At 67.4% G+C, this 24,308-nt stretch carries 26 protein-coding genes and 1 tRNA gene; 12 read left to right on the top strand and 15 right to left on the bottom strand.

Features of this window, described 5'->3' with window-relative positions:
• Positions 1-57: 57 nt before the first annotated feature.
• Together ACQR50_RS17045 and ACQR50_RS17050 are read right to left on the bottom strand one after the other, a co-directional pair.
• The gene (locus ACQR50_RS17045; protein WP_428969224.1) at positions 58-234 is read right to left on the bottom strand and encodes a hypothetical protein; all 177 of its coding nucleotides are present in this window, start codon (positions 232-234) and stop codon (positions 58-60) included.
• A 109-nt stretch (positions 235-343) separates the two neighbouring features.
• Positions 344-417: transfer RNA gene (locus tag ACQR50_RS17050), tRNA-Gln, on the bottom strand.
• A 169-nt stretch (positions 418-586) separates the two neighbouring features.
• Here ACQR50_RS17050 and ACQR50_RS17055 point away from each other — a divergent pair.
• From ACQR50_RS17055 to ACQR50_RS17065, 3 genes are all read left to right on the top strand, one after another.
• A complete protein-coding gene (locus ACQR50_RS17055) occupies positions 587-1,630 on the top strand; it encodes a Ppx/GppA phosphatase family protein (RefSeq protein ID WP_184106243.1) in 1,044 nt (347 codons plus the stop codon).
• Positions 1,627-2,322 carry an RlmE family RNA methyltransferase gene (locus ACQR50_RS17060; protein WP_428969225.1) on the top strand — a complete coding sequence of 232 codons (696 nt, stop codon included), beginning with the start codon at positions 1,627-1,629 and terminating at the stop codon, positions 2,320-2,322. The genes ACQR50_RS17055 and ACQR50_RS17060 overlap by 4 nt, the downstream gene beginning before the upstream one ends.
• Positions 2,323-2,424: 102 nt before the next feature.
• Positions 2,425-2,730, top strand: a complete 306-nt coding sequence (locus ACQR50_RS17065) for a hypothetical protein (protein WP_428969226.1) — start codon at positions 2,425-2,427, stop codon at positions 2,728-2,730.
• 163 nt (positions 2,731-2,893) lie between these two features.
• Here ACQR50_RS17065 and ACQR50_RS17070 read toward each other — a convergent pair whose 3' ends face one another.
• Positions 2,894-3,256 (bottom strand): response regulator, encoded by a 363-nt coding sequence (locus tag ACQR50_RS17070; protein WP_056436133.1) that lies wholly within the window; start codon positions 3,254-3,256, stop codon positions 2,894-2,896.
• Positions 3,257-3,320: 64 nt separating this feature from the next.
• Between ACQR50_RS17070 and ACQR50_RS17075 the strand changes: the two genes are divergently transcribed.
• The 4 genes from ACQR50_RS17075 to ACQR50_RS17090 all read left to right on the top strand — a co-directional run bounded on the left by ACQR50_RS17075 (position 3,321) and on the right by ACQR50_RS17090 (position 6,043).
• Positions 3,321-3,563: a DUF3572 family protein gene (locus ACQR50_RS17075; RefSeq protein ID WP_156884148.1), complete on the top strand. Its 243-nt coding sequence runs from the start codon at positions 3,321-3,323 to the stop codon at positions 3,561-3,563.
• A complete protein-coding gene (locus ACQR50_RS17080; RefSeq protein ID WP_428969227.1) occupies positions 3,560-4,198 on the top strand; it encodes an HAD family hydrolase in 639 nt (212 codons plus the stop codon). The genes ACQR50_RS17075 and ACQR50_RS17080 overlap by 4 nt, the downstream gene beginning before the upstream one ends.
• A 33-nt stretch (positions 4,199-4,231) precedes the next feature.
• Entirely contained in the window at positions 4,232-4,696 is a 465-nt protein-coding gene (locus ACQR50_RS17085) for a RidA family protein (protein ID WP_056436142.1), read from the top strand.
• 216 nt (positions 4,697-4,912) lie between these two features.
• Entirely contained in the window at positions 4,913-6,043 is a 1,131-nt protein-coding gene (locus tag ACQR50_RS17090) for a GNAT family N-acetyltransferase (protein ID WP_428969228.1), read from the top strand.
• A gap of 6 nt (positions 6,044-6,049) precedes the next feature.
• Here ACQR50_RS17090 and ACQR50_RS17095 read toward each other — a convergent pair whose 3' ends face one another.
• Genes ACQR50_RS17095 through ACQR50_RS17105 form a run of 3 tightly spaced genes read right to left on the bottom strand, consistent with a single transcriptional unit; the run spans position 6,050 to position 10,548 of the window.
• Positions 6,050-7,711, bottom strand: coding sequence for a hypothetical protein (locus ACQR50_RS17095; protein WP_428969229.1), 1,662 nt, complete (start codon positions 7,709-7,711; stop codon positions 6,050-6,052).
• A gap of 10 nt (positions 7,712-7,721) precedes the next feature.
• A complete protein-coding gene (locus ACQR50_RS17100; protein WP_428969230.1) occupies positions 7,722-9,293 on the bottom strand; it encodes a hypothetical protein in 1,572 nt (523 codons plus the stop codon).
• 34 nt (positions 9,294-9,327) lie between these two features.
• Positions 9,328-10,548, bottom strand: coding sequence for an argininosuccinate synthase (locus tag ACQR50_RS17105; protein WP_058734783.1), 1,221 nt, complete (start codon positions 10,546-10,548; stop codon positions 9,328-9,330).
• A 171-nt stretch (positions 10,549-10,719) separates the two neighbouring features.
• On the opposite strand from ACQR50_RS17105, the gene ACQR50_RS17110 reads away from it, so the two are divergent.
• Positions 10,720-11,085 carry an EF-hand domain-containing protein gene (locus ACQR50_RS17110; protein WP_428969231.1) on the top strand — a complete coding sequence of 122 codons (366 nt, stop codon included), beginning with the start codon at positions 10,720-10,722 and terminating at the stop codon, positions 11,083-11,085.
• A gap of 244 nt (positions 11,086-11,329) precedes the next feature.
• Here the strand turns inward: ACQR50_RS17110 and ACQR50_RS17115 are convergent, their stop codons facing one another.
• Positions 11,330-12,694 (bottom strand): ammonium transporter, encoded by a 1,365-nt coding sequence (locus tag ACQR50_RS17115; protein WP_056436160.1) that lies wholly within the window; start codon positions 12,692-12,694, stop codon positions 11,330-11,332.
• A 16-nt stretch (positions 12,695-12,710) separates the two neighbouring features.
• On the bottom strand, positions 12,711-13,049 hold the full coding sequence (locus ACQR50_RS17120; RefSeq protein WP_042488306.1) for a P-II family nitrogen regulator: 339 nt from the start codon (positions 13,047-13,049) through the stop codon (positions 12,711-12,713).
• Between ACQR50_RS17120 and ACQR50_RS17125 the strand changes: the two genes are divergently transcribed.
• Together ACQR50_RS17125 and ACQR50_RS17130 are read left to right on the top strand one after the other, a co-directional pair.
• Complete coding sequence (locus tag ACQR50_RS17125) at positions 13,036-13,278, top strand: hypothetical protein (RefSeq protein ID WP_428969232.1); 243 nt, start codon at positions 13,036-13,038, stop codon at positions 13,276-13,278. The two genes, ACQR50_RS17120 and ACQR50_RS17125, sit on opposite strands and share 14 nt — an antisense overlap.
• Entirely contained in the window at positions 13,275-14,051 is a 777-nt protein-coding gene (locus ACQR50_RS17130) for a formate/nitrite transporter family protein (protein ID WP_428969233.1), read from the top strand. Before ACQR50_RS17125 ends, ACQR50_RS17130 begins: the two co-directional genes overlap by 4 nt.
• A gap of 24 nt (positions 14,052-14,075) precedes the next feature.
• Here ACQR50_RS17130 and tldD read toward each other — a convergent pair whose 3' ends face one another.
• Both tldD and ACQR50_RS17140 read right to left on the bottom strand, forming a co-directional pair.
• On the bottom strand, positions 14,076-15,506 hold the full coding sequence (tldD, locus tag ACQR50_RS17135) for a metalloprotease TldD (RefSeq protein ID WP_428969234.1): 1,431 nt from the start codon (positions 15,504-15,506) through the stop codon (positions 14,076-14,078).
• Between the two features lie 182 nt (positions 15,507-15,688).
• Complete coding sequence (locus tag ACQR50_RS17140) at positions 15,689-15,922, bottom strand: zinc-finger domain-containing protein (protein ID WP_428969235.1); 234 nt, start codon at positions 15,920-15,922, stop codon at positions 15,689-15,691.
• A 98-nt stretch (positions 15,923-16,020) separates the two neighbouring features.
• Here ACQR50_RS17140 and ACQR50_RS17145 point away from each other — a divergent pair, with 98 nt between their 5' ends.
• Entirely contained in the window at positions 16,021-16,953 is a 933-nt protein-coding gene (locus ACQR50_RS17145) for an ABC transporter ATP-binding protein (protein ID WP_428969236.1), read from the top strand.
• Positions 16,954-17,089: 136 nt separating this feature from the next.
• Here the strand turns inward: ACQR50_RS17145 and msrA are convergent, their stop codons facing one another.
• The 3 genes from msrA to pabB form a co-directional block, all read right to left on the bottom strand.
• Positions 17,090-17,731: a peptide-methionine (S)-S-oxide reductase MsrA gene (gene msrA, locus ACQR50_RS17150; RefSeq protein ID WP_428970732.1), complete on the bottom strand. Its 642-nt coding sequence runs from the start codon at positions 17,729-17,731 to the stop codon at positions 17,090-17,092.
• A 524-nt stretch (positions 17,732-18,255) separates the two neighbouring features.
• Entirely contained in the window at positions 18,256-19,455 is a 1,200-nt protein-coding gene (locus ACQR50_RS17155) for a pyridoxal phosphate-dependent aminotransferase (protein ID WP_428969237.1), read from the bottom strand.
• A gap of 54 nt (positions 19,456-19,509) precedes the next feature.
• Positions 19,510-21,258: an aminodeoxychorismate synthase component I gene (pabB, locus tag ACQR50_RS17160; protein ID WP_428969238.1), complete on the bottom strand. Its 1,749-nt coding sequence runs from the start codon at positions 21,256-21,258 to the stop codon at positions 19,510-19,512.
• 82 nt (positions 21,259-21,340) lie between these two features.
• Here pabB and ACQR50_RS17165 point away from each other — a divergent pair, with 82 nt between their 5' ends.
• A complete protein-coding gene (locus ACQR50_RS17165) occupies positions 21,341-22,015 on the top strand; it encodes an MBL fold metallo-hydrolase (protein WP_428969239.1) in 675 nt (224 codons plus the stop codon).
• 77 nt (positions 22,016-22,092) lie between these two features.
• On the opposite strand, the gene ACQR50_RS17170 is transcribed toward ACQR50_RS17165, so the two are convergent.
• Both ACQR50_RS17170 and ACQR50_RS17175 read right to left on the bottom strand, forming a co-directional pair.
• Complete coding sequence (locus ACQR50_RS17170; RefSeq protein ID WP_428969240.1) at positions 22,093-23,733, bottom strand: M28 family metallopeptidase; 1,641 nt, start codon at positions 23,731-23,733, stop codon at positions 22,093-22,095.
• Positions 23,733-24,167 carry an MAPEG family protein gene (locus ACQR50_RS17175; RefSeq protein ID WP_428969241.1) on the bottom strand — a complete coding sequence of 145 codons (435 nt, stop codon included), beginning with the start codon at positions 24,165-24,167 and terminating at the stop codon, positions 23,733-23,735. Before ACQR50_RS17175 ends, ACQR50_RS17170 begins: the two co-directional genes overlap by 1 nt.
• Between the last annotated feature and the right edge of the window lie 141 nt (positions 24,168-24,308).

Genomic DNA, 24,308 nt, shown 5'->3' on the forward strand with positions numbered 1-24,308 from the left:
GCTACGGCCCTGTCTTGCGCCGCATTTCCTCAACTGTGCCGGGCTTTGAGCTGGACCTCAGCGCGAAGGACGCGCCTTCACCAGGGCGATGACCGACAGCGAACAGACGGCGAAGGCCACGGCAAAGCCGCCCAGTGCCGTCCACAGGCCGACCGCAAGCCCACCCAGATAACCGCCGATCACCAGACCGATGAGCGGCAGGATGACGAGCAACAGGCATCCGATCACGACCATGACGATGGGAACCCCGCCGCACAGGGCCCGGTTCCGGGTCTAAGCCATACAAACGCCCTCATCACGCAATCCCCGCGAGCGTGAAGAAACCGGCGATTTCAGGAAGATCTGGATGCCCCGTGAGGATTCGAACCTCAATTAACGGAGTCAGAGTCCGTGGTCTTACCTTTAGACGACGGGGCATCGAACAGGGGCGTCCCTCTAGGCGGCCGAATCACCCCTGTCAACCGAATTCCGCAATGGCGGTGGCGGTGCGTCTTGTCGCGCGGGCGCCGACTCGCTACCTTGGGCTTCAAGCACCGGCGAACACTCATGTTCGTGACGGATAGAACAGAATAAGCGAGATACGGCGATGGGGGATGTTCCCACCCGAAGGCCGTACCGGCAGGCCAAGCCGCCTGCCCGTTCGGCACCCCCCCGGCCCCAGCGTGGCCGGTGGTCGGATGCGCAGGCCTATGCCGCGCTCGACCTGGGTACCAATAACTGCCGCCTGCTGATCGCGCGGCCGCAGGGCGGCGGCTTTGCGGTCGTCGACGCCTTTTCGCGGATCGTCCGGCTGGGCGAGGGGCTGGCGACGACCGGCCGCCTGTCCGACGCCGCGATCGACCGCACCATCGCCGCGCTGCGTGTGTGCGCCGACAAGCTGAAGCGCCGCAACGTCACCCTGTCGCGCGCGGTCGCGACCGAAGCCTGCCGCCGCGCCGCCAACGGCCCCGCCTTCATCGCGCGCGCGCTGGCCGAGACGGGTATCCATCTCGACATCATCTCGGCGGAGGAAGAGGCGCGGCTGGCCGTGCTCGGCTGCCACGTGCTGATCGAGCCGGGTGACGACCCCGCCCTGGTGTTCGACATCGGCGGCGGCTCGACCGAACTGGTGCTGGTCGACACGCGCAGCCCCAGCCCCCGCATCCTCGACTGGCATTCGGCTCCCTGGGGCGTCGTCTCGCTGACCGAGAGTGCGGGCGGCGGCGAGGGTGAGGCCGGGCGGCTGGCTGCCTATGCCCGGATGCGCGCCATGGTGGCGGACAGCTTCGCCGATTTCGCCGCGCGACTGCCCCGGAACCTGAAAAGCCCTCGACTGCTGGGCACCAGCGGCACGGTGACGACGCTGGGCAGTGTCCATCTGGGGCTCAGCCATTATGACCGCGCCGCCGTCGACGGGCTGATCGTGCCCACGGCCGCGATGCGCGCGATCAGCGCCGACCTGTCGCGCAAGAGCCTGGCCGCGCGCGGCAAGGTGGCGTGTATCGGCCCCGAACGCGCCGATCTGGTGGTGGCGGGCTGCGCCATCCTGGAGACGATATTGGACCTCTGGCCCGCCGAGCGGCTAGGGATCGCAGACCGTGGGATTCGCGAGGGAATCCTGCGCCGCTTGATGGGAATCGCCAGAACGTGAGCAGAGGCAATGCAGGGCTGCACCAGCGGGTGCGCACCGCGCGGAAGCGCACCGCCCAGTCGACCCGTTGGCTGGAGCGCCAGCTGAACGATCCCTATGTCCGTCGCGCCAAGGCGGAGGGGTATCGCAGCCGCGCGGCCTATAAGCTGATCGAGCTGGACGAACGCTTCGGCTTCCTGCGCGGCAAGAAGCGGATCATCGACCTGGGGCTGGCACCCGGCGGCTGGGCCCAAGTGGTGCGGCGTCATGTTCCGAACGCCAGCGTGGTCGGCATCGACCTGTTGCCGGTCGATCCGATCGACGGCGTCACCATCTTCGAGATGGACTTCATGGACGACGCCGCGCCGGGCAAGCTGATGGAGGCGCTGGGCGGCGCGCCCGATCTGGTCATGTCGGACATGGCGGCCAACACCGTCGGCCACCCGCAGACCGATGCGCTACGCACCATGGGGCTGGTCGAGACGGCCTTCGCCTTTGCCTGCGACGTGCTGTCGCCCGGCGGCGTGTTCGTGTCGAAGGTCTTCGCGGGCGGTGCCGATTCGCAGCTGGTCGCCGAGATGAAGCGCCACTTCGCCACCGTGAAGCATGCCAAGCCGCCGTCGAGCCGCAAGGGTTCGGTGGAATGGTTTGTGGTGGCCCAAGGGTTCAAGGGGCGTAAGGCTGCGGTGGTGGAGGATGAGGCGGAGGACTGAGTCTAAAAGCGACAGGGTAAGCTTTCGCCTACTTGCGGACGTTCGTGGCGCGTGTTGTTCTGACGTATGCGCCGATGGCTACCACTCCTCTGTATCGTCCTTTTGGCCGCCTGCATCACCCTGACAAGTCTTTGGCTGACTGCGGAAAGCCGCCTTCGCCGCTTGCAGCAAGAAGTCCGTAATCCACTGGACGCACCGCTAGAACGTCGGGCCTACGCGATCAAAGCTCGCGAAGAACGTAGCACGGCCGGAGAGATCGAGGACTTGCTCCTGCCCGTGACGGTGTCCTTCCCGGATCGCAATTGCGTCGAGCTTCGCCCGCGCTGGGGAGTCGTCGGCGGCACAAGCATGACCTGCTTCTCAAACCGGACCGGCAAGCTTTTGTACCATGCCAGCATCGGCGAATGAACGTCCGCTAACCACCAAAAATAGACATTTTGCCACCATCTTCCGTTCAGCCTGAGCGAAGTCGAAGGCCATGGGATAGCGCTCGCGGCATAGGTTTGGGGCGTGCACTTCGACTTCGCTCAGTGCGAAAAGGCTGAGGGCGAGGCGAACTAAGATCGCCCCCTCACAACAAGGCGTTCACCGCCTCCATGAAGCGCATCAGGCTGATCGGCTTGGACACATAGGAATCCGCCCCCGCCGCGCGGATACGGTCCTCGTCGTCGCGGCCCGCATAGGCGGTCACCGCCATCACCGGGATGCGACGCAGCTCCTCGTCCGCCTTCAGCTCCAGGATCAGCTCATAGCCGGTCACATGCGGCATCTGGATGTCCATGATGATCAGGTCGGGCTCCACCTCGCGCGCGCGCGCCACCGCCTCGCGCCCGTCGCGCACCGGCTCGGCGATGAAGCCGTGGACGCGCAGCAGGTCGCAGAAGAGTTTCAGATTGAGTTCGTTGTCCTCGACAACGAGCACCTTTCTTGTCACGCGGTCTCCACCATTACGACGGACACGATAGGCAATGCCCGGACCGGATACAATCGAAGCCAATATGGCCCTGGCGCTGCAGGCGCTCATATGGACGCTGCAAAGCCCGTCGCGCGCCGAACGGCTGCTGGCGCTGACCGGCCTGTCGGTCGAGGAACTGCGCGGCGGGGCGGGCGAGCCCGGCGTGCTGGCCGCCATCCTGTCCTTTCTGGAGGGGCATGAGGCCGATCTGATCGAATGCGCCGACGCGCTGGATGTGCGCCCCGAATCGCTGGTCGCCGCCCGCCGCGTGCTGGAGGCCGCATGAAGCCGCTGCTGATCTGCGACTGCGACGAGGTGCTCGTCCACATGGTCCGCCACTTCCGCGACTGGCTGGACGAAGCGCATGACATGGACTTCGCGCTCGACCGGCATGATTTCTTCGGTTCGCTGACCCGGCGGAGCGGCGGCCCCGCCCCGACGCAGGCAGAGGCCTGGGACCTTCTGCATGGCTTCTTCCCCGGCCAGATGGACCGCCAGACGCTGGTGCCGCACGCCGCCGAGGCGCTGGCCGCGCTGGCGGCCCGCGCCGATATCGTCATCCTGACCAACCTGATCGAGGAATGCCGCAGCCCCCGCATCGAGCAGCTGGCGCGCTTCGGCATCCATCACCGGGTCCAATGCAATACGGGACCCAAGGGCGCGCCGGTCGCAAAGCTGGTCGCCGAGCACGGTCACCCCGTCACCGTCTTCGTCGACGACCTCGCCCAGCACCACGCCTCGGTCGCCGAGCATGCGCCGCAGGTCCACCGGCTGCACATGGTCTCCGAACCCGAAATGGCCCCGCACGTCGCGCCCGCGCCCGACGCCCATGCCCGGATCGACGACTGGCGCGAGGCGGAAGCCTGGATCGCCGCGCGTTTCGATGAAGGCCGGCCTGCCCCGAATCGACCGGGCGCTTGACCTGAACGGGGCGAGCGCGCCATGTCTCGCCCCATGACCACGCATATCGATCGCGCGCTCGAGCAGCTCGGCCTCACCCTGCCGGAGGCTGCCGCCCCCGTCGCCGCCTATGTCCCCGTCGTCGAGGCGGGCGGGCTTCTCCACATTTCGGGCCAGCTGCCCTTCATCGACGGCCAGCTCGTCACCGGACGGCTGGGCGACGGCGTCTCGCTGGAAGATGGGCAGAAGGCGGCGCAGGCGTGCGGCCTGATGCTGGTCGCGCAGATCAAGAAGTATCTGGGCGGCGACCTGTCGCGCGTGAAGCGGATCGTGAAGCTGGGCGTGTTCGTGAATTCGGCCGGTGACTTCACCGACCAGCCCAAGGTCGCCAATGGCGCATCGGAGCTGATGGTGTCGCTGTTCGGCGATGCGGGCCGTCATGCGCGATCCGCGGTGGGCGTGCCGGTGCTGCCGCTGGGTGCGGCGGTCGAGGTGGATGCGATCGTCGAATTGGGGTGACCCCTCGGGCGGAGTCGCTCGCGGCCCTGCCCTCCCCCATCCCCTCCCGCCTGCGGGAGGGGCGTGTTGTTTGGCGGACGTGAGACTCCAGCACTATCCTCTAGCCGCTCCCCTCCCGCAGGCGGGAGGGGGTGGGGGAGGGAAAGCCACAAGCGAGCACCTCGCGAACCGCCCACCCCTTGTTCCACCCCGCCCCACACCGCATATCCCACCGCGATGACCACCGCCGTCGCGCGTATCCTGTCCGGCGTCGCCGCCCTGTCCCCCGACCAGTGGGACGCCTGCGCGGGCACGGCCAATCCGTTCGTCTCCCACGCCTTCCTGACCGCGCTGGAAACGTCGCACAGCGTCGGCGGCCGCTCCGGCTGGACGCCTGCCCCCATCGTCATCGACGGCCCGGACGGACGGGCCGCCGCGATCGCCCCCGCCTATCTCAAGGCGCATAGCCAGGGCGAATATGTCTTCGACCATGGCTGGGCCGATGCCTGGGAGCGTGCCGGGGGGCGTTACTATCCCAAGCTTCAGATCGCCGCGCCCTTCTCGCCCGTTCCCGGCCCCCGGCTTCTGCTGCGCGACCCCGCGTTCGCGCCTGCGCTGATCGCGGCGATCGAGGCGGTGACCGACCAGAACGAGCTGTCCTCCGCGCACGTCACCTTCGTCGCGGCCGATCAGCTGCCCTATTTCGAGGCGGCGGGCTGGCTGATCCGCGAGGGCGTGCAATTCCACTGGCGCAATGACGGCTATCGCAGCTTCGACGATTTCCTGGACGCGCTCGCCAGTCGCAAGCGCAAGGCGATCCGCAAGGAACGCGCCGCCGCCGTCGCGGGGCTGACCATCCGCCACCTGACCGGCGACCAGATCCGCCCCGAGCATTGGGATGCCTTCTGGGTCTTCTATCAGGATACGGGCAGCCGCAAATGGGGCCAGCCCTATCTGACTCGCGCCGCCTTCGACCGGATCGGCGAGCAATTGGGCGACAAGGTGCTGCTGATCCTCGCCGAGCGCGACGGGGTGCCGATCGCGGGGGCGCTCAACCTGATCGGCGGGGACACGCTCTATGGCCGCTATTGGGGCGCGATCGAGGAGGTGCCCTTCCTCCATTTCGAGCTGTGCTATTACCAGGCGATCGACGCCGCCATCGCACGCGGGCTGACGACGGTGGAGGCGGGGGCGCAGGGCGAGCACAAGCTGGCCCGGGGTTATGTCCCGGTGCCGACCTGGTCGGCGCATTATATCCCGCACCCCGCCTTCCGCCGCGCCGTCGCCGAGTTCGTGGAACGCGAGCGTCAGGCGATCGAGGCGGAAAGCGAATATCTAGGCGAACTGACTCCGTTCCGACGGGGATAGTCCGCCTTAGTCGTCCTGGTCCGCGGTCGCCTTGCGTCGCGCAGGCACCCGCTTGTCCTCATCGGGCGAAGGACGGCTGAGCAGTTCATAGGCCGCCGGGTCGATGATCGGGCGGCGGTCGTCGATCCTGTAGAGGACGCTGTCGCCCTCGCGCCAGATCGGCGTCAGCCCGCGCGTCAGCGCCTCGTCGTAGCGCGGCGCATGGACCAGCCAGACATAGTCGAAGGCGTCGCGCGGCATCAGCTTCAACGCGGTTTCGACCGGGCGCCACCATTGCCCGCGACAGCGCCGCTGGGTCACGATCTCCGACGGGTCGTGCGCGAACCGCTTGGCGGGGGCGTAGCGCACCGTCAGCAACTGCCCGCCCGCCATCGACCATTGGTCGTTGGCATAGGCCAGCTTGCGCTCCAGCGCGAGGCCCGCGACATGCTCCAACCGGCTGGAGGGCCAGACATCGGCGCAATATTGACGGCCGACAAAGGTCAGCAAGCGGGCGCGCGGCGGCACATGATCCAGCGCGCTCAGCACCCGGTCGTAATCGTTGCTGTACATGACGTAGCTGACCGTGGTCGCCCCGATCCGCACGACGAAGAACAACAGCCCCACGATCGCCAGCGTCGAGGCGCCGCGCAGCGACAGCCCGCGCCGGGGGCGCAGCGCGATCAGGGCGATGGCCAGCACATAGGGGGCAAGACGCATATCGGCATAGGCCGAACCGAAGACGACGCGCGGCAGCAGCAGATAGACGACGAACAGGAAGGCCGCCGACAGCACCAGGTTGCGCGAATATTCGACCCGCTCGTCGCGCACGCCCTTGAGCAGGACGAGGAACAGCACCGTGACCGAGGCGAGATCGAACGCCATCCAGCGATCGCGCAGCACCATCGTGACCCAGTTGATCTTCCAGCGCCAGTTGAACCAGTCGCCGGTCTTGCCGGTCACATCCGCGCCCGAACGCCACAGCACCATCAGCACCATGGGCAGCGCCAGCGGGATACAGCCCAAACCGGCATGGAAGGCCGACTCGGCCCAGCCCCGCACCCCGCGCGCGCCCTTGGCCCGGCGGATATCGTGCTGGCGGATCAGCTCGGCAGAGAAGGCCAGCACGCCCAGCACGCCCCAGCCGAAGGTATGCGCCACCCAGAGCAGGCAGGACAGCGGCACGAAGATAAGCGCGCGCAACCGCACCGCGCCCAGCCGCCCCATGCGCAGCCACAGGCCGAACAGGTTCAGCGCCAGCGCCATCGCCAGCGCGAAGTTCACGAAGCCGAACTGGAAGGGATAGCTATAGGCCAGCGGCAGCGCGAACAGCGCGGTGGCGGGAATGCGTCCCTGCACCTCGCGCGCGATCCAGAGGAGACCGGTGACGGTCAGGACCGGAATGGCGATGACGATCAGCTTGACCGCCAGCTCCAGTCCGAAGATCGGCGCAAGCGGCTCGATCAGCAGGTCGATGCCCAGATTGCCGATCATCTGCCATTCGAAGCGATACCAATGCGCCAGCCAGGGCTGGTTGGCATATTCCAGCTGGACGCGATACCGCCCCATATGCCCCGGCAGGTCGACCAGCGGCGGCACGGTGGGCCAGAGCAGCGGCACGGCGGCGAGCAGCGCCATCGCCGCCACGAACCACCGCGTCTGCCACCAGTTGAGCTTTCCCCCATTCATCTGCTGGTGCCTAGCGGACCGAAGGGGCGTCCGACAAGCATCGGCCGCGACGAACGCGATAGACGGCGGAATTGCCCTGCGCCCAAACCGGCGTCAGATCGGGCGATCGGGTCCGCCCTTTGGGAAAACCGATCGTCCAGACCGCATCGAAGGCGCATCGGTCGAAATCGCGGATCGCATCCTCGAAGTCGGTCGGTCCCCCTTCGCCGCCCGGCGGGAAGATCAGCGAGGACGGGTCACGGTCGAACCGCCCGGCACCGGCCAGGCGGGGCTGGATCAGATGCTGGCCCGGCACCGTCCACTGGCCGTTGGTGAACACGCCCGCGCGAACGACGGCAAGCCCGCCGATATGGGTCAGCCGGGGTGCTCCCCAGCGTGACTCCGCGTCGACATTGGCAAGCACCAGCACCGTGCCGCCCGGCGGCAGTGCGGCAATGGCTCGCCACTCACGATCATGCCCTTGCGCCAGTTGTGCGAAGGCGATGGTCGTGCCCGCCAGCCGCGCCACGAAAAAGACGATCGCGGCGGCCGCCAGCCCATGCTCCGACCGCGCCGGGCGCCCGTGCACCGACAGCAAGGCCAGCATCACCGCCGGGGGCAGCATCCGCATGTCAAGATAGGCCCCGCCCCGGAACAGATAGGGCAGGGCGAGGAAGACGATGAACCCGATCGCGGCGGGCACGCCCAGCACCGGGCGGACCGACAAGCGGCGCGACCGGATCACGACATAGGCGAAGAATAACAGCCCCGTCACCGCCGCCAGATCCCACGCCATCCAGCGTTCCTGGAACAGCGTCATGACCCAGCGCAGCTTGTAGGACAGGAACCAGCGCCCGGTCTCTCCCGCAACCTGATCCCCGCCCGACCGGATCATCCACAGCGCGGGCAACGCCATCGGCGTCACCGTCACGCCCGCGCGCAGCACCGCCTTTGGCCAGCGCCGCCCCTGCTCGACCAACCGCCCGGCCTCCATGCCGAAGACATAGGCCACCAGCAGCGCCCAGCCGAGCGCATGGACCAGCCACAGCAGCGGCGCGAGCAGCGCGAACAGGATGATCCGCCACGCCGCGCCCCTGGTCCGCGCCAGCCGCAGCCAGAGCGCCATGGCCAGGAACACAAACCCTTGCGCCAGACAGAAATTGACGAAGCCCATCTGAAAGGCGGGGCCGTACGCCAGCGGAAAGGCCAGCATCGCACTGGCGGGCATCCGGCCATGGGCCTCTCGCGCCAGGGCGATCAGGCCCGCCACGGTCAGCGGCGGAATGGCCATGACGACAAGCCTGGCGGCGGGCTCCACTCCCATGCCGAAGACATGGTGCAGCGCGAGTACGATCCCCTCGACGCCCAGATTGCCGACCGCCGCCCAATGCACCGCATAATAGCGCGCCAGCGGCGCCTGCCCCGCCTCGGCCAGGATGCGATAGCTGGCCATATGGTCGCCCATGTCGCCCAGCGGCGGCACCGCAGGCCAGAGCAGCGGGATCGCCGAGGCCAGCACGCACAGCAACAAGAAGGGGCGGGACTGCCACCACAGCCCCGCCCCCTTTTCGGTCATCCCGTCCTGTCGGCCGTCATCGACCATATCGGCCCTGCCCCTTCAGAACGGTGAGATCGGATCAGATCTGGTCGCGACGCCCCAGCAGGCGCAGGCGCAGCGCGTTCAGCTTGATGAAGCCCGCCGCGTCGCGCTGGTCATAGGCGCCCTGATCGTCCTCGAAGGTGACGACCTTTTCCGAATAGAGCGAATAGGGCGACTTGCGGCCCGTGACGATCGCCTGGCCCTTATACAGCTTCAGGCGGACGGTGCCGGTGACCTTCTCTTGGCTGTAGTTGACGGCGGCCTGCAGCATCTCGCGCTCCGGCGAGAACCAGAAGCCGTTATAGACCAGTTCGGCATAGCGCGGCGCCAGTTCGTCCTTCAGGTGCGCGGCACCCCGGTCGAGCGTGATCTGCTCGATCCCGCGATGCGCCAGCGCATAGATGGTGCCGCCCGGCGTCTCGTACATGCCGCGGCTCTTCATGCCGACGAAGCGGTTCTCGACCAGGTCGAGGCGGCCGATGCCATGCTTGCGGCCCAGTTCGTTCAGCTTGGTCAGCAGCGTGGCGGGCGAGCACGCCTCGCCGTTCAGCGCGACGCCGTCGCCACGCTCGAAATCGATGGTGATCGTCTCGGGCTGGTCGGGCGCGTCTTCCGGATTGACGGTGCGCGAATAGACGTAATCGGGGACCTCATCCCACGGATCCTCCAGCACCTTGCCCTCGGACGAGGTGTGCAGCAGGTTCGCGTCGGTCGAGAAGGGCGCTTCGCCGCGCTTGTCCTTCGACACCGGGATCTGATGCGCCTCGGCGAACTCGATCAGCTTGGTGCGGCTGGTCAGGTCCCATTCGCGCCACGGCGCAATGACCTTGATGTCGGGGTTCAGCGCATAATAGCCCAGCTCGAAGCGGACCTGGTCGTTGCCCTTGCCGGTCGCGCCGTGGCTGACCGCATCGGCGTTCACCATCTTGGCGATCTCGATCTGGCGCTTGGCGATCAGCGGCCGCGCGATCGAGGTGCCGAGCAGGTACAGCCCCTCGTACAGCGCGTTGGCGCGCATCATCGGGAACACGTAATCCTTGACGAACTCCTCGCGCAGATCGTCGATGAAGATGTGTTCGGGCTTCACGCCCGCCATCTCGGCCTTCTTGCGCGCGGGCTCCAGCTCTTCGCCCTGGCCCAGATCGGCGGTGAAGGTCACGACCTCGCAGCCATAATGCTGCTGCAGCCACTTGAGGATGACGCTGGTATCGAGGCCGCCCGAATAGGCGAGGACGACGCGCTTGATATCTTCGCTCACGGCAAAGTCCTTACGAAGAGGGGATGGATTTGCCCCGGCCCCTATGCGCTGTCGCGTTCCCACGCAACCTTCGGTTGGGTCGTTCCCCTACTCGTTCCCCTACTCGTTCATTGCGCGGACAGCCAAAGGCCGTCAGGAGCGGCTGCGAAGTTCCGTATTGGAGTCCCGTGCATGACCTGTTTTCTCGTCGCCGGTCTGATCGCCGCCACGCTGGCCGCCCCTGCCCTGGCGCAGGATACCCGCGCGTCCGCCGCCGCCAAATTTTCGCGCGAGTTCAAGGCGCGCGACACCAATCACGACGGCGTGCTGACCAAGGCCGAGGTGAAGGCCGCGATCATGAAGATGGGCAATGGCCAGAAGCAGATCGACGCCGTCCATGCCCAGCGGCTGACCGACCTGTGGTTCGACAAGGCCGATGCGAACAAGGACGGCAAGGTGACCGAGGCCGAGGCCCAGGCGCTGCTGTCGCGTACCTTCGACGAATATGAAGCGGCCAAGGCGGCGCAGGCGCAACAGGCGGGGCCGAAGGGGCGGTAAGCCCTCCCCGCCTTCGTTCCACCTACCCCGACTGCCGTTCGGCCTGAGCGAAGCCGAAAGCCACGCCCGGCCCTATCGGCAAGCGATCCCCGTGCACTTCGACTTCGCCCGGTGTGGACGGATGTTTGGAAATCGCCCCCCCCAACACACATAAAAAAGGCCCGGTGCGTTGCCGCACCGGGCTTAGGTCGTCCGCAGGAGGAACGTCGTGGGGTGCGGGGGTTCTCTTCGCCCCCGCTCCCGATCAGTTGTAGGCGCGTTCGCCGTGCTCGCCGAGGTCGAGGCCTTCCTGCTCGACTTCCTTCGAGACGCGCAGGCCGGTGATCGCCTTGGCGACATACATGGCGATGACGGTGCCGATGGTGGCCCAGACGATGGTCGTGGCGACCGCGCCCAGCTGGACCAGCAGCTTGGAACCGATGGCGTAGTCCGCCGCACCCGGGCCGCCCAGCGACGGGGCATAGACCACCGCCGTGCCGATCGCGCCGATCATGCCGCCGATGCCGTGGACACCGAAGGCGTCGAGCGCGTCGTCATAGCCGAGCTTGGGCTTCAGGACCGACACCGCATAGAAGCAGACCACGCTGGCGATGGCGCCCAGCACGATCGCGCCGAACGGACCCGAATTGCCTGCCGCCGGAGTGACGGCGACCAGTCCCGCGACGATGCCCGAGCAGAAGCCCAGCGCCGAACCCTTATGCCCCGCCAGACGCTCGGCGAGCATCCAGAACAGGCCGCCCGACGCCGTCGCGACGAAGGTGTTGATCATCGCCAGACCCGCCGAGCCATTGGCTTCCAGCGCCGAACCCGCGTTGAACCCGAACCAGCCGACCCAGAGCAGGCCGGTGCCCACGCCGGTCAGCGTCAGCGAGTGCGGCGGCATCGGCGTGGTCGGATACCCCATGCGCTTGCCCAGGATCAGCGAGGCGACCAGCGCCGAGACACCGGCGTTGATGTGCACCACGGTGCCGCCCGCGAAGTCGAGCGCGCCCGCCTTGAAGAACAGGCCCGACGAGGCCCACACCATGTGCGCGACCGGGAAATAGACGATGGTCAGCCACACTGCGGTGAAGGCCATGACCGCCGAGAATTTCATCCGCTCGACGACCGAGCCGAGCACCAGCGCGGCGGTGATCGCGGCGAAGGTCATCTGGAAGCAGACGAAGACATATTCGGGGATTTCGACGCCCGCGGTGAACGTCGCCGACTGGCTGGCCGGGGTCACGCCCGCCAGGAACGCCTTGCCCAGCCCGGAGATGAAGTTGGACGCGCCCCCCGACACGTCCGGCCCGAAGGCCAGGCTATAGCCGTACATCACCCAGATCAGCATCGCGAGGCACGCGGCCGCGCCGATCTGGGTCATGGTCGACAGCATGTTCTTGGCGCGGGTGAGGCCGCCATAGAACAGCGCCAGGCCCGGCAGGATCATCATCATGACCAGCACGGTCGAGGTGAGCATCCAGGCGGTGTCGCCCTTGTTCACCGTCGCGGCGGTGGCGGCGGCGGGCGGCGCCTGGAGCGCGGCGTCCTGTGCCCAGGCGGGCAGCGCGGCGAACAGCGTCAGGCCGAGGCCTGCGGTGCCGGTCGCCATCTTGGTGATGTGCTTCATCGAAATCCCCCCTTGCTCAGAGCGCCGATTCGTCGGTTTCGCCGGTGCGGATGCGCACGGCCTGGCCGACATCGAGCATGAAGATCTTGCCGTCACCGATCGCGCCGGTATTCGCGGCGGCCTGGATCGATTCGACGACGCGGTCGGCGATCTCGGACGCGCAAACGACCTCGATCTTGATCTTGGGCACCATGTTGGTGCTGTATTCGGCCCCGCGATAGATTTCGGTCTGGCCCTTCTGCCGCCCGAAACCCTTCACCTCGGTCACCGTCATGCCCGCCACGCCCAAAGTGGTCAGCGCCTCGCGCACCTCGTCGAGCTTGAACGGCTTGATGATAGCGATGATCAGCTTCACCTGCGCCCCCTTTGCATTACCCGAGGAACAGTATCGCAAGGGGTGTGCCAGTTTACATTTCCGTTACTTTTCGGGGCGGACGCGGATGGGACGCCTGTTTCGCAACGGTGGCCGTGCACCAAAAATTCAGCATAACGTCGCCGTTGCCCAAATTTTGAGCAGGAACGGGATCGAAGCCGTTCGCCGCCTGTTGGCTTTTGAGGCAGAGGCGAAAGGGAGCCCGTCATGACCGATACGACCGGCGAACCGCTGGCCCGGACCGTCGCCGACACGATGGCGGAGCGTGGTGCGGCGGGAATGGGGGCGGTGCTGTGGCTGGGCATGGCGGCGGGCATGCAGATCGGCCTTGGCGGCATCGCCTACCTGATCGCCAGCGCCGGGATGCCGTCGGGCATGGGCGCCACGCCTCTTCTGGCGGGCCTGGCCTTTTCCAGCGGGCTGATGCTGGTGATGGTCACGGGCACGCATCTGTTTACCGGCCATGCGATGCTGTCGCTGTCGATCGTTCAGCGGCGGGTGACGGGGATGGGGCTCGCCAAGGCATGGGGGTTGGTCTGGCTCGCCAATCTGGTCGGCAGCCTGATCGTGGTCGGCCTGTTCCTCGCTTCAGGCGGAGTCGAGGCGGTCGACGGCGCGGTCGCCGCCGTCGCACGCGAAACGGCCATGGCGAAGACCGCCAAGTCGAGCGGCACGCTGATCGCGTCGGGCATCCTTGCCAATATGCTGGTGTGCCTTGCCGTCTGGATGGCCAGCGGCGCGGAGACGGTCGCGGGCAAGATCGTCGCGGTGATCCCGCCGGTCACGCTGTTCGTCGCCGCCGGGTTCGAGCATTCGATCGCCAACATGACGCTGCTGCCGCTCGGCTGGGCGCTTGATCCGACAGGGGTGCCGATCGGGGGCATCGCGCACAATCTGGCGCTGTCGACGCTGGGCAACCTGATCGGCGGCGCTGCGATCGCATTGTTGCTGGGCGCGGGACATGGGGCGTTGAAGCGCGATTGATCCTCCCCGCCCCGGGGAGGATTTTCAGGCCGCCAGCGCCGTCCCGCCGACCGTCAGCCCCTCGACCAGCAGCGTCGGCTGGCCCACGCCCGCCGGTACGCTCTGCCCGCCCTTGCCGCAGATGCCGATACCCTCGTCCAGCGCGAAGTCGTTGCCGATGCCCTTCACCCGGGTCAGCACGCTGGGGCCATCGCCGATCAGCGTCGCGCCCTTGATCGGTGCGCCTAAGCGGCCGTTCTCGATCCGATACGCCTCGGTGCAGGAGAAGACGAACTTGCCCGACACGATATCGACCTGACCGCCGCCAAAGGACTTGGCAAAGATGCCGTTCTTGACGCGCGACAGCAGTTCGGCGGGATCGTCCTGGCCGCCCTTCATAAAGGTGTTGGTCATGCGCGGCATCGGTGCGTGCGCGAAGCTCTCGCGGCGGCCATTGCCGGTCGGCGCGACCCCCATCAGCCGCGCGTTCAGACGGTCCTGCATATAGCCCTTGAGGATACCGTCCTCGATCAGCACGACCTCGCGCGTCGGCGTGCCCTCGTCATCGATCGACAGCGAACCGCGCCGGTCGGCCAGGCTGCCGTCATCGACCACGGTGACGCCGGGGGCCGCGACCCGCTCGCCGATGCGCCCCGAAAATGCCGAGGTGCCCTTGCGATTGAAGTCACCCTCCAGCCCATGGCCGATCGCCTCGTGCAGCAGCACGCCCGGCCAGCCCGGCCCGAGCAGCACGGTCATCTCGCCCGCCGGTGCGGCGACCGAGTCAAGATTGACCAAAGCCTGGGCGAGCGCGACGTCGATCCCGCACTCCCAGGTTTCGCGCGCGACCAGCCGGTCGTAGAGGTAACGCCCGCCGATGCCGAAGCTGCCCGTCTCACGCCGCCCATTCTGCTCGACCACGACCGAGATGTTCAGCCGTACCAGCGGCCGCACATCGGTGGCGACGAAACCATCGGCCCGGACGATCTCGACCACGCTCCAGCTGCCCGAGAGGCCGACCGACACCTGCACCACGCGGGGATCGCGCGCCCGGGCGGCGGCGTCGATCGTCTGGCAGAGCGACACCTTCTCGGCGAAGGGGATCAGGTCGAGCGGATCGGTCGCGGTATAGAGGTGCCGGTTCGTCCCCTGCGGCGGGGGCGCGGCGGCGCCCTTGGCGGGGTCGATCAGCGCCATGGTCTGCGCGGCGCGCTGGATCGCGGCCTCGGACAGCTCGTTGGCATGGGCGAAGGCGGTCATCTCGCCCGACACCGCGCGCAGGCCGAAGCCGGAGTGGGTGTCGTAGCTGGCCGTCTTCAGGCGCCCGTCGTCGAAACCGAACGCCTCCGAACGCTTATATTGCAGATAGAGTTCGCCATCGTCCGCGCGGGACAGGGCGTTGGCGGTGAGGCGCAGCGCCGCGTCGGGGTCCAGCGTGTCGCGGTAGAGGAACGAGCGGGGATCGGTGGCGGTCATCAAGGGGATATAGGATGCCCGGCCGAGGTTTGAAATCTCCGCTGAGGGAAATCCCACTCTTCTCTTAAGCCCCTCCCGCAAGCGGGAGGGGTTTGGGGAGGGCATGAGGTCTCACCGAGCCTATCGCCCGTGGCTTGCCCTCCCCCATCCCCTCCCGCTTGCGGGAGGGGCGTGAGTCTCAGTTAGCGCCCGGCGCCGTCGCCGTGGTCGGGAAGCTTCGTCTGGTCCACGCCGTCCGCCGGGCCACCGATCAGCACGAAACGGCGATCGCAATAGCCGCAATCGACATAGCCGGTCTCGTCGATCTGGAGCCACACGCGCGGATGGCCGAGGGCGGCACCGCCGGGAATGTCGGTGGCACCGTCGCAAGCGACGCGGGTCTGGGTGACGCGGGTGGTTTCGGGCGGCGGCAACATAGGCTCGCGCGATAGCAAGGCGTGGCCTCGCGTGCAATTGCCCAAAGAGGGGCAAAACCGGCTTGGCCTGTCCCGCGCACGGGCCTATCGCTACGCCCATGACCGTACCCACCGAAGCCGCCATCTCGATCCAGGGCATCGCCAAGACCTATCAGGGCGGCAAGCGCGCGCTCGACGGGGTCAGCTTCGATGTGCCGCGCGGCCAGATCTTCGGGCTGCTGGGCCCCAATGGCGCGGGCAAGTCGACGCTGATCAACATCCTGGCCGGGCTGGTGATGAAGACCGAAGGGTCGGCGTCGATCTGGGGCTTCGACATCGACCAGCATCCGCGGAACGCCAAGGCGTCGATCGGCATCGTCAACCAGGAGATCCTGTTCGACCCCTTCTTCACGCCGCTGGAGACGCTGGAAATCCAGGGCGGGCTGTACGGCGTGCCCAAGGCGCAGCGGCGGTCGATGGAATTGCTGCGCGCGGTCCATCTGGAGGACAAGGCGAACGCCTATTCGCGCACTTTGTCGGGCGGCATGAAGCGCCGGTTGATGGTCGCCAAGGCGATGGTCCACTCGCCGCCCGTGCTGGTGCTCGACGAACCGACCGCAGGTGTCGATATCGAGCTTCGCCAGCAGCTCTGGGCCTATGTCCGCCAGCTGAACGACCGGGGCGTGACGGTGGTGTTGACCACGCATTACCTCGAAGAAGCCGAGGAGCTGTGCGACCGCATCGCGATCATCAACCATGGCCGCCTGGTCGCCAACGAGCCGACCCGCGAACTGGTCGGCAAGGCGCAGGAAAAGGTCGTCGCGGTGACGGTCGACCGCGACGTCGCGGCGGTGCCCGACCATGCCAGCTTCGGCAAGATCGTGCTGAAGGGCACGCGCACGCTGGAAATCACCTATGCCAAGGACAAGGTGAATGCCGGTCAGGTGCTCGCGGCGGTGCAGGCGGACGGGTATGGGATCGTCGACGTCTCGACCAAGGAAGCCGATCTGGAAGACGTGTTCCTGTCGCTCACGCGGAGTGTGAGTGCGTAAAGCCTGTTCCTCCCCTGCAAGGGGAGGGGGACCAGCGAAGCTGGTGGAGGGGTGTCACCCCTCTCGATAGCGGGACACCCCTCCGTCAGGGCTTCGCCCTGCCACCTCCCCTTCCAGGGGAGGAATATTCTTTAGCTCACCCCGCCCGCGCCAGATCCGGGAAGCCCGCACGGAAGCCCGCGACCTTGGGCTTGTCCCAGCGCACGATATAGGGGTGCATCGGGTTGCGGTCGTAGAAATCCTGATGCTCGGCCTCGGCCGGGAAGAAGCCGCCCTGCTCGATCCGGGTCGTGATCGGCCGGGCGAAGGCATGGGCACGGGTCAGCTGCGCCATATAGTCGCGCGCGACCCTGGCCTGTTCGGGCGACTGCGCGAAGATGGCCGAGCGATAGCTGGGACCGCGATCGGGGCCCTGCCCGCCGACCTGGGTCGGGTCGTGCGCGATCGCGAAATAGACGCGCAGCAGGGTGGCGTAGGAGACCTGCGCCGGGTCATAGGTGATGCGGATCGCCTCGGCATGGCCGGTCCGCTCGGTCGAGACGGCGGCGTAATTCGCATCCTCGCGGCGCCCTCCGGCATAGCCTGCCGTCACCGAACGGACACCCTTCACCCGCTGGAACACCGCCTCCATGCCCCAGAAACAGCCGCCCGCCAGGACGGCCACCTGCGGGCGTGGCGACGCGGGCACGTCGACCGTCGCTTTCGGCAGCGGCACGGCGCGCTCGGCGCTGGCGGGAAGCGAGGACAGGACGACCGCTCCGAATGCGGTCGCGGCCATGGCGATGCAGAGGGTGTTGCGCATCGCTGGGATATGGGGTGTTTTCGGGGTTCGGCTAGTGGCAAGCGGTGAAGCATAGGCTTCGACTTCGACGCTGCGCGCCGAATTCGAAGGCCAAGGGAATCCGCCGCTTAGCGAACCGCCTCGACCGGCGCCGAACCGTAACGGCTGGGTGCTTCCGCCGGGTGAAGGACCACGAGGCCGAGAGCGCCAAGCGCAAATCCGCCGGCAAACTGCCACACGAAGCTGGACTTGAGGAGGGCACGCATCGTTCACTTCACCTGTCTTAGCGGGTCGCTCCCCGGTCGGGCGAGCGATCATCCGGGCGCCATCTGGTCGATAGTCGCCGTTCCGACAATGGCGTTTATAGAAACACAGCATTAACGGCACGTGGACGTGTCGTTCATGCCACAGTTAAGCCATATTGCTGCGGCGCACCTTCTTGTACAAAAAAGCTAGCCGATCCGCGATCTTGCCCGGACCGGCTGGCTTTCGCGCCGCAGCGGCGGCAAATTATTTCATGCTTATTTCAGCGCGGCGCAGGCCGTCTGGATGCGGGTGCAGGCCTCGCGGAGCAGCGCGTCCGATGTCGCATAGCTGATTCGCATCGCGGGCGAGAGGCCGAACGCCGCGCCCTGCACCGCCGCCACCTTCGCATCGTCGAGCAGATAGCCGACAAACGCCTCGTCGCTGTCGATCAGGCGGCCCGAGGGCGTCGACTTGCCGATCAGCGGTGCGAAGGACGGATAGACATAGAAGGCGCCTTCGGGCGTCGGGCAGGTCATGCCGTCGATTGCGTTCAGCATCGACACCACCATGTCGCGCCGCGCCTGGAACGCCTGGTTACGCTTGGCGAGGAAGCTCTGGTCGCCGGTCAGGGCGGCGGTCGCCGCCGCCTGCGCCACCGAACAGGGGTTGGAGGTCGACTGCGACTGGAGCTTGGCGATCGCCTTGATCAGCCAGGGCGCACCGCCCGCATAGCCGATGCGCCAGCCGGTCATGGCATAGGCCTTGGAACAGCCGTTCACCGTCAGCGTGCGCTCGTACAACTCGGGGCAGACCTGCGCGATGGTGGCGAAGCGGAAGCCGTCATAGACGATATGCTCGTACATATCGTCGGCGAAGACCCAGACATGCGGGTGCTTCAGGATGACCTCGCCCAGCGCCTTCAGCTCGTCGGCGGTATAGCCCGCGCCCGTCGGGTTGGACGGCGAGTTGAGGATGACCCACTTGGTCTTCGGCGTGATCGCGGCGTCGAGCGCTTCGGGGGTCAGCTTGTAACCCTGTTCCGGCCCCGCCTTCACGATCACCGGCACGCCGCCTGCAAACTGCACGACGTCCGGATAGCTGACCCAGTAAGGCGCCGGGATTACGACCTCGTCGCCCGCATCGATCGTCGCGACCATCGCGTTGAACAGGGTGTGCTTGCCGCCGACATTCACGCTGATCTGATCGGCCTTGTAGGTCAGGCCGTTGTCGCGCGCGAACTTGGCCGCGATCGCCGCCTTCAGCTCGGGCGTGCCGTCGACATTGGTGTATTTGGTCTTGCCGTCGCGGATCGCCTGGATCGCCGCCTCTTTCACGAAGTCGGGCGTGTCGAAGTCCGGCTCGCCCGCGCCCAGGCCGATCACGTCGACACCGGCGCGCTTCAGCTCCATCACGCGGCTGGTGATGGCAAGCGTGGGGGACGGGCTGATACGGCCGAGCGCGGCGGAGGGCTGCATGAAACGGAACCTTTGCGTCAGGAGAGTGCGCGTGGCCCTTAGCGCTTCAGCGGCTCAATCCGCAACTATCTCCGCACGAAACAATCCGCGAAGCGCATTGCCAAGCAAGAATCCGTCTCGAAGATCGGCGCGCGTGAGCGACCCCTCGATCGCGCGGCCCGTCTCGATCAGATGCGCGCGCAGCACGCCGGGCAGCAGCCCCAACGCCAGCGGCGGCGTCACCAGGACATCGCCGCGCGGCACGAACAGCGAGGTATAGCTGCCTTCGGTCAGCAGGCCGTCGGGCGTCTCGAACACCACTTCCCCGGTTCCTGCCGCGGCCCGCGCCGCGTCATAGAAGCCGCGCGCGCTGGTCTTGTGCCGCAACCGCAGGTCGAGCGGCGAGACGGGCAGCGGCACGACCCGCACCGGCATCACGCCATTGAAGCGGGCGGGCGCAGGCCCGACCTCGACCACCAAAGCCCCGCTGCGCGCCAGCAGCAACCGGATGCGCCGTACATCGCGCAGGCGGAAGGTCGCCGCCTGCAACTCGTTGCGCGCATCATGCCGGTCGAAGCGGAAGCCCAGCGCGATGGCGCTCGCCTTCATCCGCGCGAGATGCGCTTCCAGATGCTGGATACCCTCGAGCGGATCGAAGGCCATGGTCTCGATCAGGTCGATATCCGGCCGCCCCCCGGCCAGGAACGCCGCCTTGGCCAGGCACTCGTCCCACTCGTCCGCCGCCACCGAGTCGGCGACCACGCCCGATCCGATGCCCAGCGTCGCCTGGGTCTCACCCTCGGGCCAGACCAGGGTGCGGATCGCGACGTTGAACATCGCATCGCCATTCGCATCCAGCCGCCCGATCGCGCCGGTATACAGGCCGCGCGGCGAATCCTCGATCTCCGCGATCGCCTGCATCGCGCGGATCTTGGGCGCGCCGGTGATCGAGCCGCAGGGGAAAAGCGCCGCCAGCACGTCCAGTGCATCACGCCCCTCGGCCAGGTCGGCGGTGACGGTCGACACCATCTGATGCACCGTCGGATAGGGTTCGACCGCGAACAGTTCGGGCACCGCGACGCTGCCCGCCCGCGCGACCCGCGCCAGGTCGTTGCGCATCAGGTCGACGATCATCAGATTTTCGGCGCACTGCTTGGGATCGTCGCGCAGGGCCTTGGCGGCACGCGCATCGGCCGCCGGGTCCTCCTCGCGCCGCGCGGTGCCCTTCATCGGCCGGGCGGTCAGCTTGCCCCCATCCAGCGCGAAGAAGAGTTCGGGCGACAGCGACAGGATCGTCGCTTCCCCGGTCGCCACCACCGCGCCCCAGCCCGCGCGCGACCGGGCACGCAGGCCCGCATAAAGCGCCAGCGGATCGCCCAGCACCGGCGCGGTCGCGCGAAAGGTCTGGTTGACCTGATACAGGTCGCCCGCCTCGATCAGCGCCTGGACCGCGGCGAATTGCTCGACGTGGCGCGCGGCGTCCAGTTCGGGCACCATCTCACCGATCCAGCCGCCCGCCGGATCGGGAAGCAGCGACTCCGGTGCGACGGTTTCATAGCCCTCGAACAGGCCGAACCACAAAAGCGGGCCGTCGATCGCGCGGGGCGGCACGCCGGGCTCGAACGCCGCGCCTGCTTCATAGGCCAGATAGCCGACCGCCTCGAGCCCGCGCTCCCGGGCCGCGCGCAAGGCGTCCAGCGCCGCCGGAACCTCGTCCGCCCGGCGTGCGGTGACGATGCCGACCGGCCGCGTATAGAGACGCGCCGCCGCTCCCCCTTCACGGGCGTCGTCGAGCAGGACGAAAGGAGGAAGGGGACGCGCCATCAAGGGACGATCCATGCACGTCGCGTGGGGCCACATGCAAGTATCGATTGGCCCGGGCTGTCCCAGCCTTTATCGCCGGGGCATGACCAGTGCTCCCCAGAACCCACCGCTCCGGGCCGCGATCGTGCCCGTCACCCCGCTCCAGCAGAATTGCTCGATCGTGTGGTGCACCGCGACGATGAAGGCGGCGGTGGTCGATCCCGGCGGCGACCTGCCGCGTATCCATGACGCCATCGCCAAGACCGGGGTGACGGTCGAGAAGATCCTGCTGACCCATGGCCATATCGACCATGCGGGCGGAGCCAAGGCGCTGGCCGATGCATTGTCGGTGCCCGTCGAGGGGCCGCAGGAAGAGGATCGCTTCTGGCTGGCGCGGCTGGACGAGGATGGCCAGGCTTACGGCATCCCCGCCCAGGTGCTGGAGCCGACCCGCTGGCTGTCGGAGGGCGACACGGTGACGATCGGCGAGCTGACCCTGGATGTCTATGAGACGCCGGGCCATACGCGCGGGCATGTGATCTTCCACCACGCCCCGTCGCATTTCGCGCTGGTCGGCGACGTACTGTTCCAGGGCTCGGTCGGGCGCTCGGACCTGCCCGGCGGGGATCACGACACGCTGATCCGCTCGATCGTCGAGAAGCTGTGGCCGCTGGGGAACGAGACCGCGTTCATTCCGGGCCATGGCCAGCCCAGCACCTTCGGCCATGAGCGGCAGAGCAATGCCTTCGTGGCGGATCGGGTATTGGGATTGGGGTGAGGGTTTTGCGTGGGCTTCGGCCTTTTCATTCCTCCCCTTTCAGGGGAGGAATAAGCGCGGAGATATCCGACTATGGATTACCTGCGTTCCGCAGCACTCTCGCCGCGAATCGCCTTGAACTCCGATCCCGCGCGCCACTCGGGCCAATCGCGGGACGAAGCCAGGTCGCGCCCGATCCCGTATAGCAGCCCGACATCCGACGCCGCCCCGCGCAGATCCCAGTTCGCGTCCCACGCGTCACAGCTCTGGTGGTAACAGCGCATATAGCCGTCCAGCCATGCCTGCCCCGCCGGACGTCCGCCCGCGACCAGATCGGGCGCACCGCTGATCGCCATCAGCAGCAGCGTCGGGACGCCGCGCCGCGCGACCGAGAAGTGATCGGCACGATAGAACAGTCCCCGCTCCGGCAGCGCCTCGGGCGTGACCGTGCGCCCCTGCGCGGCGGCGGCGGCCTTCAGCCGGTCCTCCAGGTCGTTCTGCCCGTCGCCGACCAGCATCACGTCCCGGGCCGGTCCCGCCGTCTGGAGGATGTCGAGCGTCAGGTTCGCGACGGTCTTGGCCAGCGGATAGACCGGCTTCACCGCATAGGTTTCCGACCCCAGCAGCCCACGCTCCTCGCCGGTCCACAGCGCGAAGACCAGGCTGCGATCGGTCGGCGGGGCCGCCTTGAACGCACGCGCCAGTTCGAGAACGCCCGCGACGCCCAGCGCGTCGTCGTTCGCGCCGGGCCGGATCGTACGACCCTGCGCATCCGGCTTGCCCTTGCCATAGGCATCCCAATGCGCGCCGAACATCACGACCTCATCGGGGCGCGTCTTGCCGGGCAGTCTGGCCAGCACGTTGCGGCTTTCGGCGCGGACGGTGGTGACGGGCAGGTCGGCGGAGAAGGCCTGCCCCTTCAATTCCACCGGCCGGAAATCGGCTCGCCGGGCGCGCGCGCGCTGCTGGGCCAGGTCCAGCCCGGCGGCGGCGAACAGCCGGCTCGCCGACTCGCCCGACAGCCAGCCCTGCAACAGGATGCGCGAAGTCGGGTCGCTGCGGACGATATCGTAATTCTCGCCGGCGGGGGCCGTCACCGTCGCCCAGCCATAGCCCGCCCCGGCCGTGTCATGGACGATCAGCGCGCCGATCGCCCCCTGACGTGCGGCTTCCTCATATTTATAGGTCCAGCGGCCATAATAGGTCATGCGCCGGTCGCCGAACCTGCCCTTGGCGTCGTCGCCCGCCACCGCCTCGAAATCGGGATCGTTGACCAGGAAGACGGCGATCTTGCCCTTCAGGTCGACGCCCTTGAAGTCGTCCCAGCCGCGCTCGGGCGCATGGACGCCATAACCGACGAACACCATCGGCGCGCGCTTGATCGCCACCCGGTCGACCGGCCGCACGGTCGAGACATAGACGCCCTGCCCCTGCACCAGCGGCATCGCGCCCGCCTGCATCGTCCCCTGCCCGATCTGGGTACGGATCAGCGGCACGCTTTGTGTCCATTGCCCGTTCGGGCCGCCGGGCTGCAGGCCCATCGCCTTGAACTGCGCAACCAGCCAGTCGACCGTCTTCGCCTCACCCGGCGTGCCCGGCGCGCGGCCTTCGAACGCATCGGAGGCGAGTGTCTTCACATCGGCCGACAGGCGCTGCGGCGAAATGGGGTCGGGTGCGGCGGCGGTCAGCGATACCGTCAGCATCAGGGCGGCAAGGCCGATCAGGGGCAGGCGAGTCATCAGCGGTCGATCCTTACGACGGTCGTTGTCGGGGCAGGAACGGCCTGCGTCGCATAGACGATCCCGATTCCCCACCCCGCCAATAGCGCCAGGATGACCCAGGTGCCGATCGCACCCCCGGCCCGCCCGATATTGGGCGCGGGTCGCATCATGCCCCAGCCATGGCCGATCCGCGCGAGGATGAACGCGCCGCCCGCGATCCACAGCCAGAAGGACGATCCGCCGCCCAACTCGATCAGGCCCATCAGGATCAGGACGAAGGGCGCATATTCGACGAAATTGGCCTGGGCCCGCATACCCGCCACGAGTCGCGAATCGCCGCCGTCGCCGATCATGACCTTGCCGCGGAATCGCCCCATGACGATTCGCAGGGCCAGCCACAAATTGACGATGGCGGCCGCCGCCGCGATGCTGAGCGTAACGGGCAGGACCATAAATGCCGTCTTTCCTGTAAATTGCCGGATGCCGGGGAGTGCCATTTGGCGCCCACGCTTGCAACATCGGCAAAACTCGCTATAGGCGCGGGGCTTCGCGATGCGTCCGGCTGGGTGCTCACGCGGCCGGGTCGTCGATCC

Origin of the sequence: Sphingomonas sp. Xoc002, assembly GCF_050408055.1 — a bacterium.
Taxonomy (GTDB): Bacteria; Pseudomonadota; Alphaproteobacteria; order Sphingomonadales; family Sphingomonadaceae; genus Sphingomonas; species Sphingomonas yabuuchiae.

Coding starts and splice junctions, on each gene's coding strand:
- ACQR50_RS17045 (WP_428969224.1), bottom strand. CDS start 234: ATGGTCGTGATCGGATGCCTGTTGCTCGTCATCCTGCCGCTCATCGGT.
- ACQR50_RS17055 (WP_184106243.1), top strand. CDS start 587: ATGGGGGATGTTCCCACCCGAAGGCCGTACCGGCAGGCCAAGCCGCCT.
- ACQR50_RS17075 (WP_156884148.1), top strand. CDS start 3,321: ATGGCCCTGGCGCTGCAGGCGCTCATATGGACGCTGCAAAGCCCGTCG.
- ACQR50_RS17080 (WP_428969227.1), top strand. CDS start 3,560: ATGAAGCCGCTGCTGATCTGCGACTGCGACGAGGTGCTCGTCCACATG.
- ACQR50_RS17085 (WP_056436142.1), top strand. CDS start 4,232: ATGACCACGCATATCGATCGCGCGCTCGAGCAGCTCGGCCTCACCCTG.
- ACQR50_RS17090 (WP_428969228.1), top strand. CDS start 4,913: ATGACCACCGCCGTCGCGCGTATCCTGTCCGGCGTCGCCGCCCTGTCC.
- ACQR50_RS17095 (WP_428969229.1), bottom strand. CDS start 7,711: ATGAATGGGGGAAAGCTCAACTGGTGGCAGACGCGGTGGTTCGTGGCG.
- ACQR50_RS17100 (WP_428969230.1), bottom strand. CDS start 9,293: ATGGTCGATGACGGCCGACAGGACGGGATGACCGAAAAGGGGGCGGGG.
- ACQR50_RS17110 (WP_428969231.1), top strand. CDS start 10,720: ATGACCTGTTTTCTCGTCGCCGGTCTGATCGCCGCCACGCTGGCCGCC.
- ACQR50_RS17115 (WP_056436160.1), bottom strand. CDS start 12,694: ATGAAGCACATCACCAAGATGGCGACCGGCACCGCAGGCCTCGGCCTG.
- ACQR50_RS17125 (WP_428969232.1), top strand. CDS start 13,036: ATGATCAGCTTCACCTGCGCCCCCTTTGCATTACCCGAGGAACAGTAT.
- ACQR50_RS17130 (WP_428969233.1), top strand. CDS start 13,275: ATGACCGATACGACCGGCGAACCGCTGGCCCGGACCGTCGCCGACACG.
- tldD (WP_428969234.1), bottom strand. CDS start 15,506: ATGACCGCCACCGATCCCCGCTCGTTCCTCTACCGCGACACGCTGGAC.
- ACQR50_RS17140 (WP_428969235.1), bottom strand. CDS start 15,922: ATGTTGCCGCCGCCCGAAACCACCCGCGTCACCCAGACCCGCGTCGCT.
- ACQR50_RS17145 (WP_428969236.1), top strand. CDS start 16,021: ATGACCGTACCCACCGAAGCCGCCATCTCGATCCAGGGCATCGCCAAG.
- msrA (WP_428970732.1), bottom strand. CDS start 17,731: ATGGCCGCGACCGCATTCGGAGCGGTCGTCCTGTCCTCGCTTCCCGCC.
- ACQR50_RS17155 (WP_428969237.1), bottom strand. CDS start 19,455: ATGCAGCCCTCCGCCGCGCTCGGCCGTATCAGCCCGTCCCCCACGCTT.
- pabB (WP_428969238.1), bottom strand. CDS start 21,258: ATGGCGCGTCCCCTTCCTCCTTTCGTCCTGCTCGACGACGCCCGTGAA.
- ACQR50_RS17165 (WP_428969239.1), top strand. CDS start 21,341: ATGACCAGTGCTCCCCAGAACCCACCGCTCCGGGCCGCGATCGTGCCC.
- ACQR50_RS17170 (WP_428969240.1), bottom strand. CDS start 23,733: ATGACTCGCCTGCCCCTGATCGGCCTTGCCGCCCTGATGCTGACGGTA.
- ACQR50_RS17175 (WP_428969241.1), bottom strand. CDS start 24,167: ATGGTCCTGCCCGTTACGCTCAGCATCGCGGCGGCGGCCGCCATCGTC.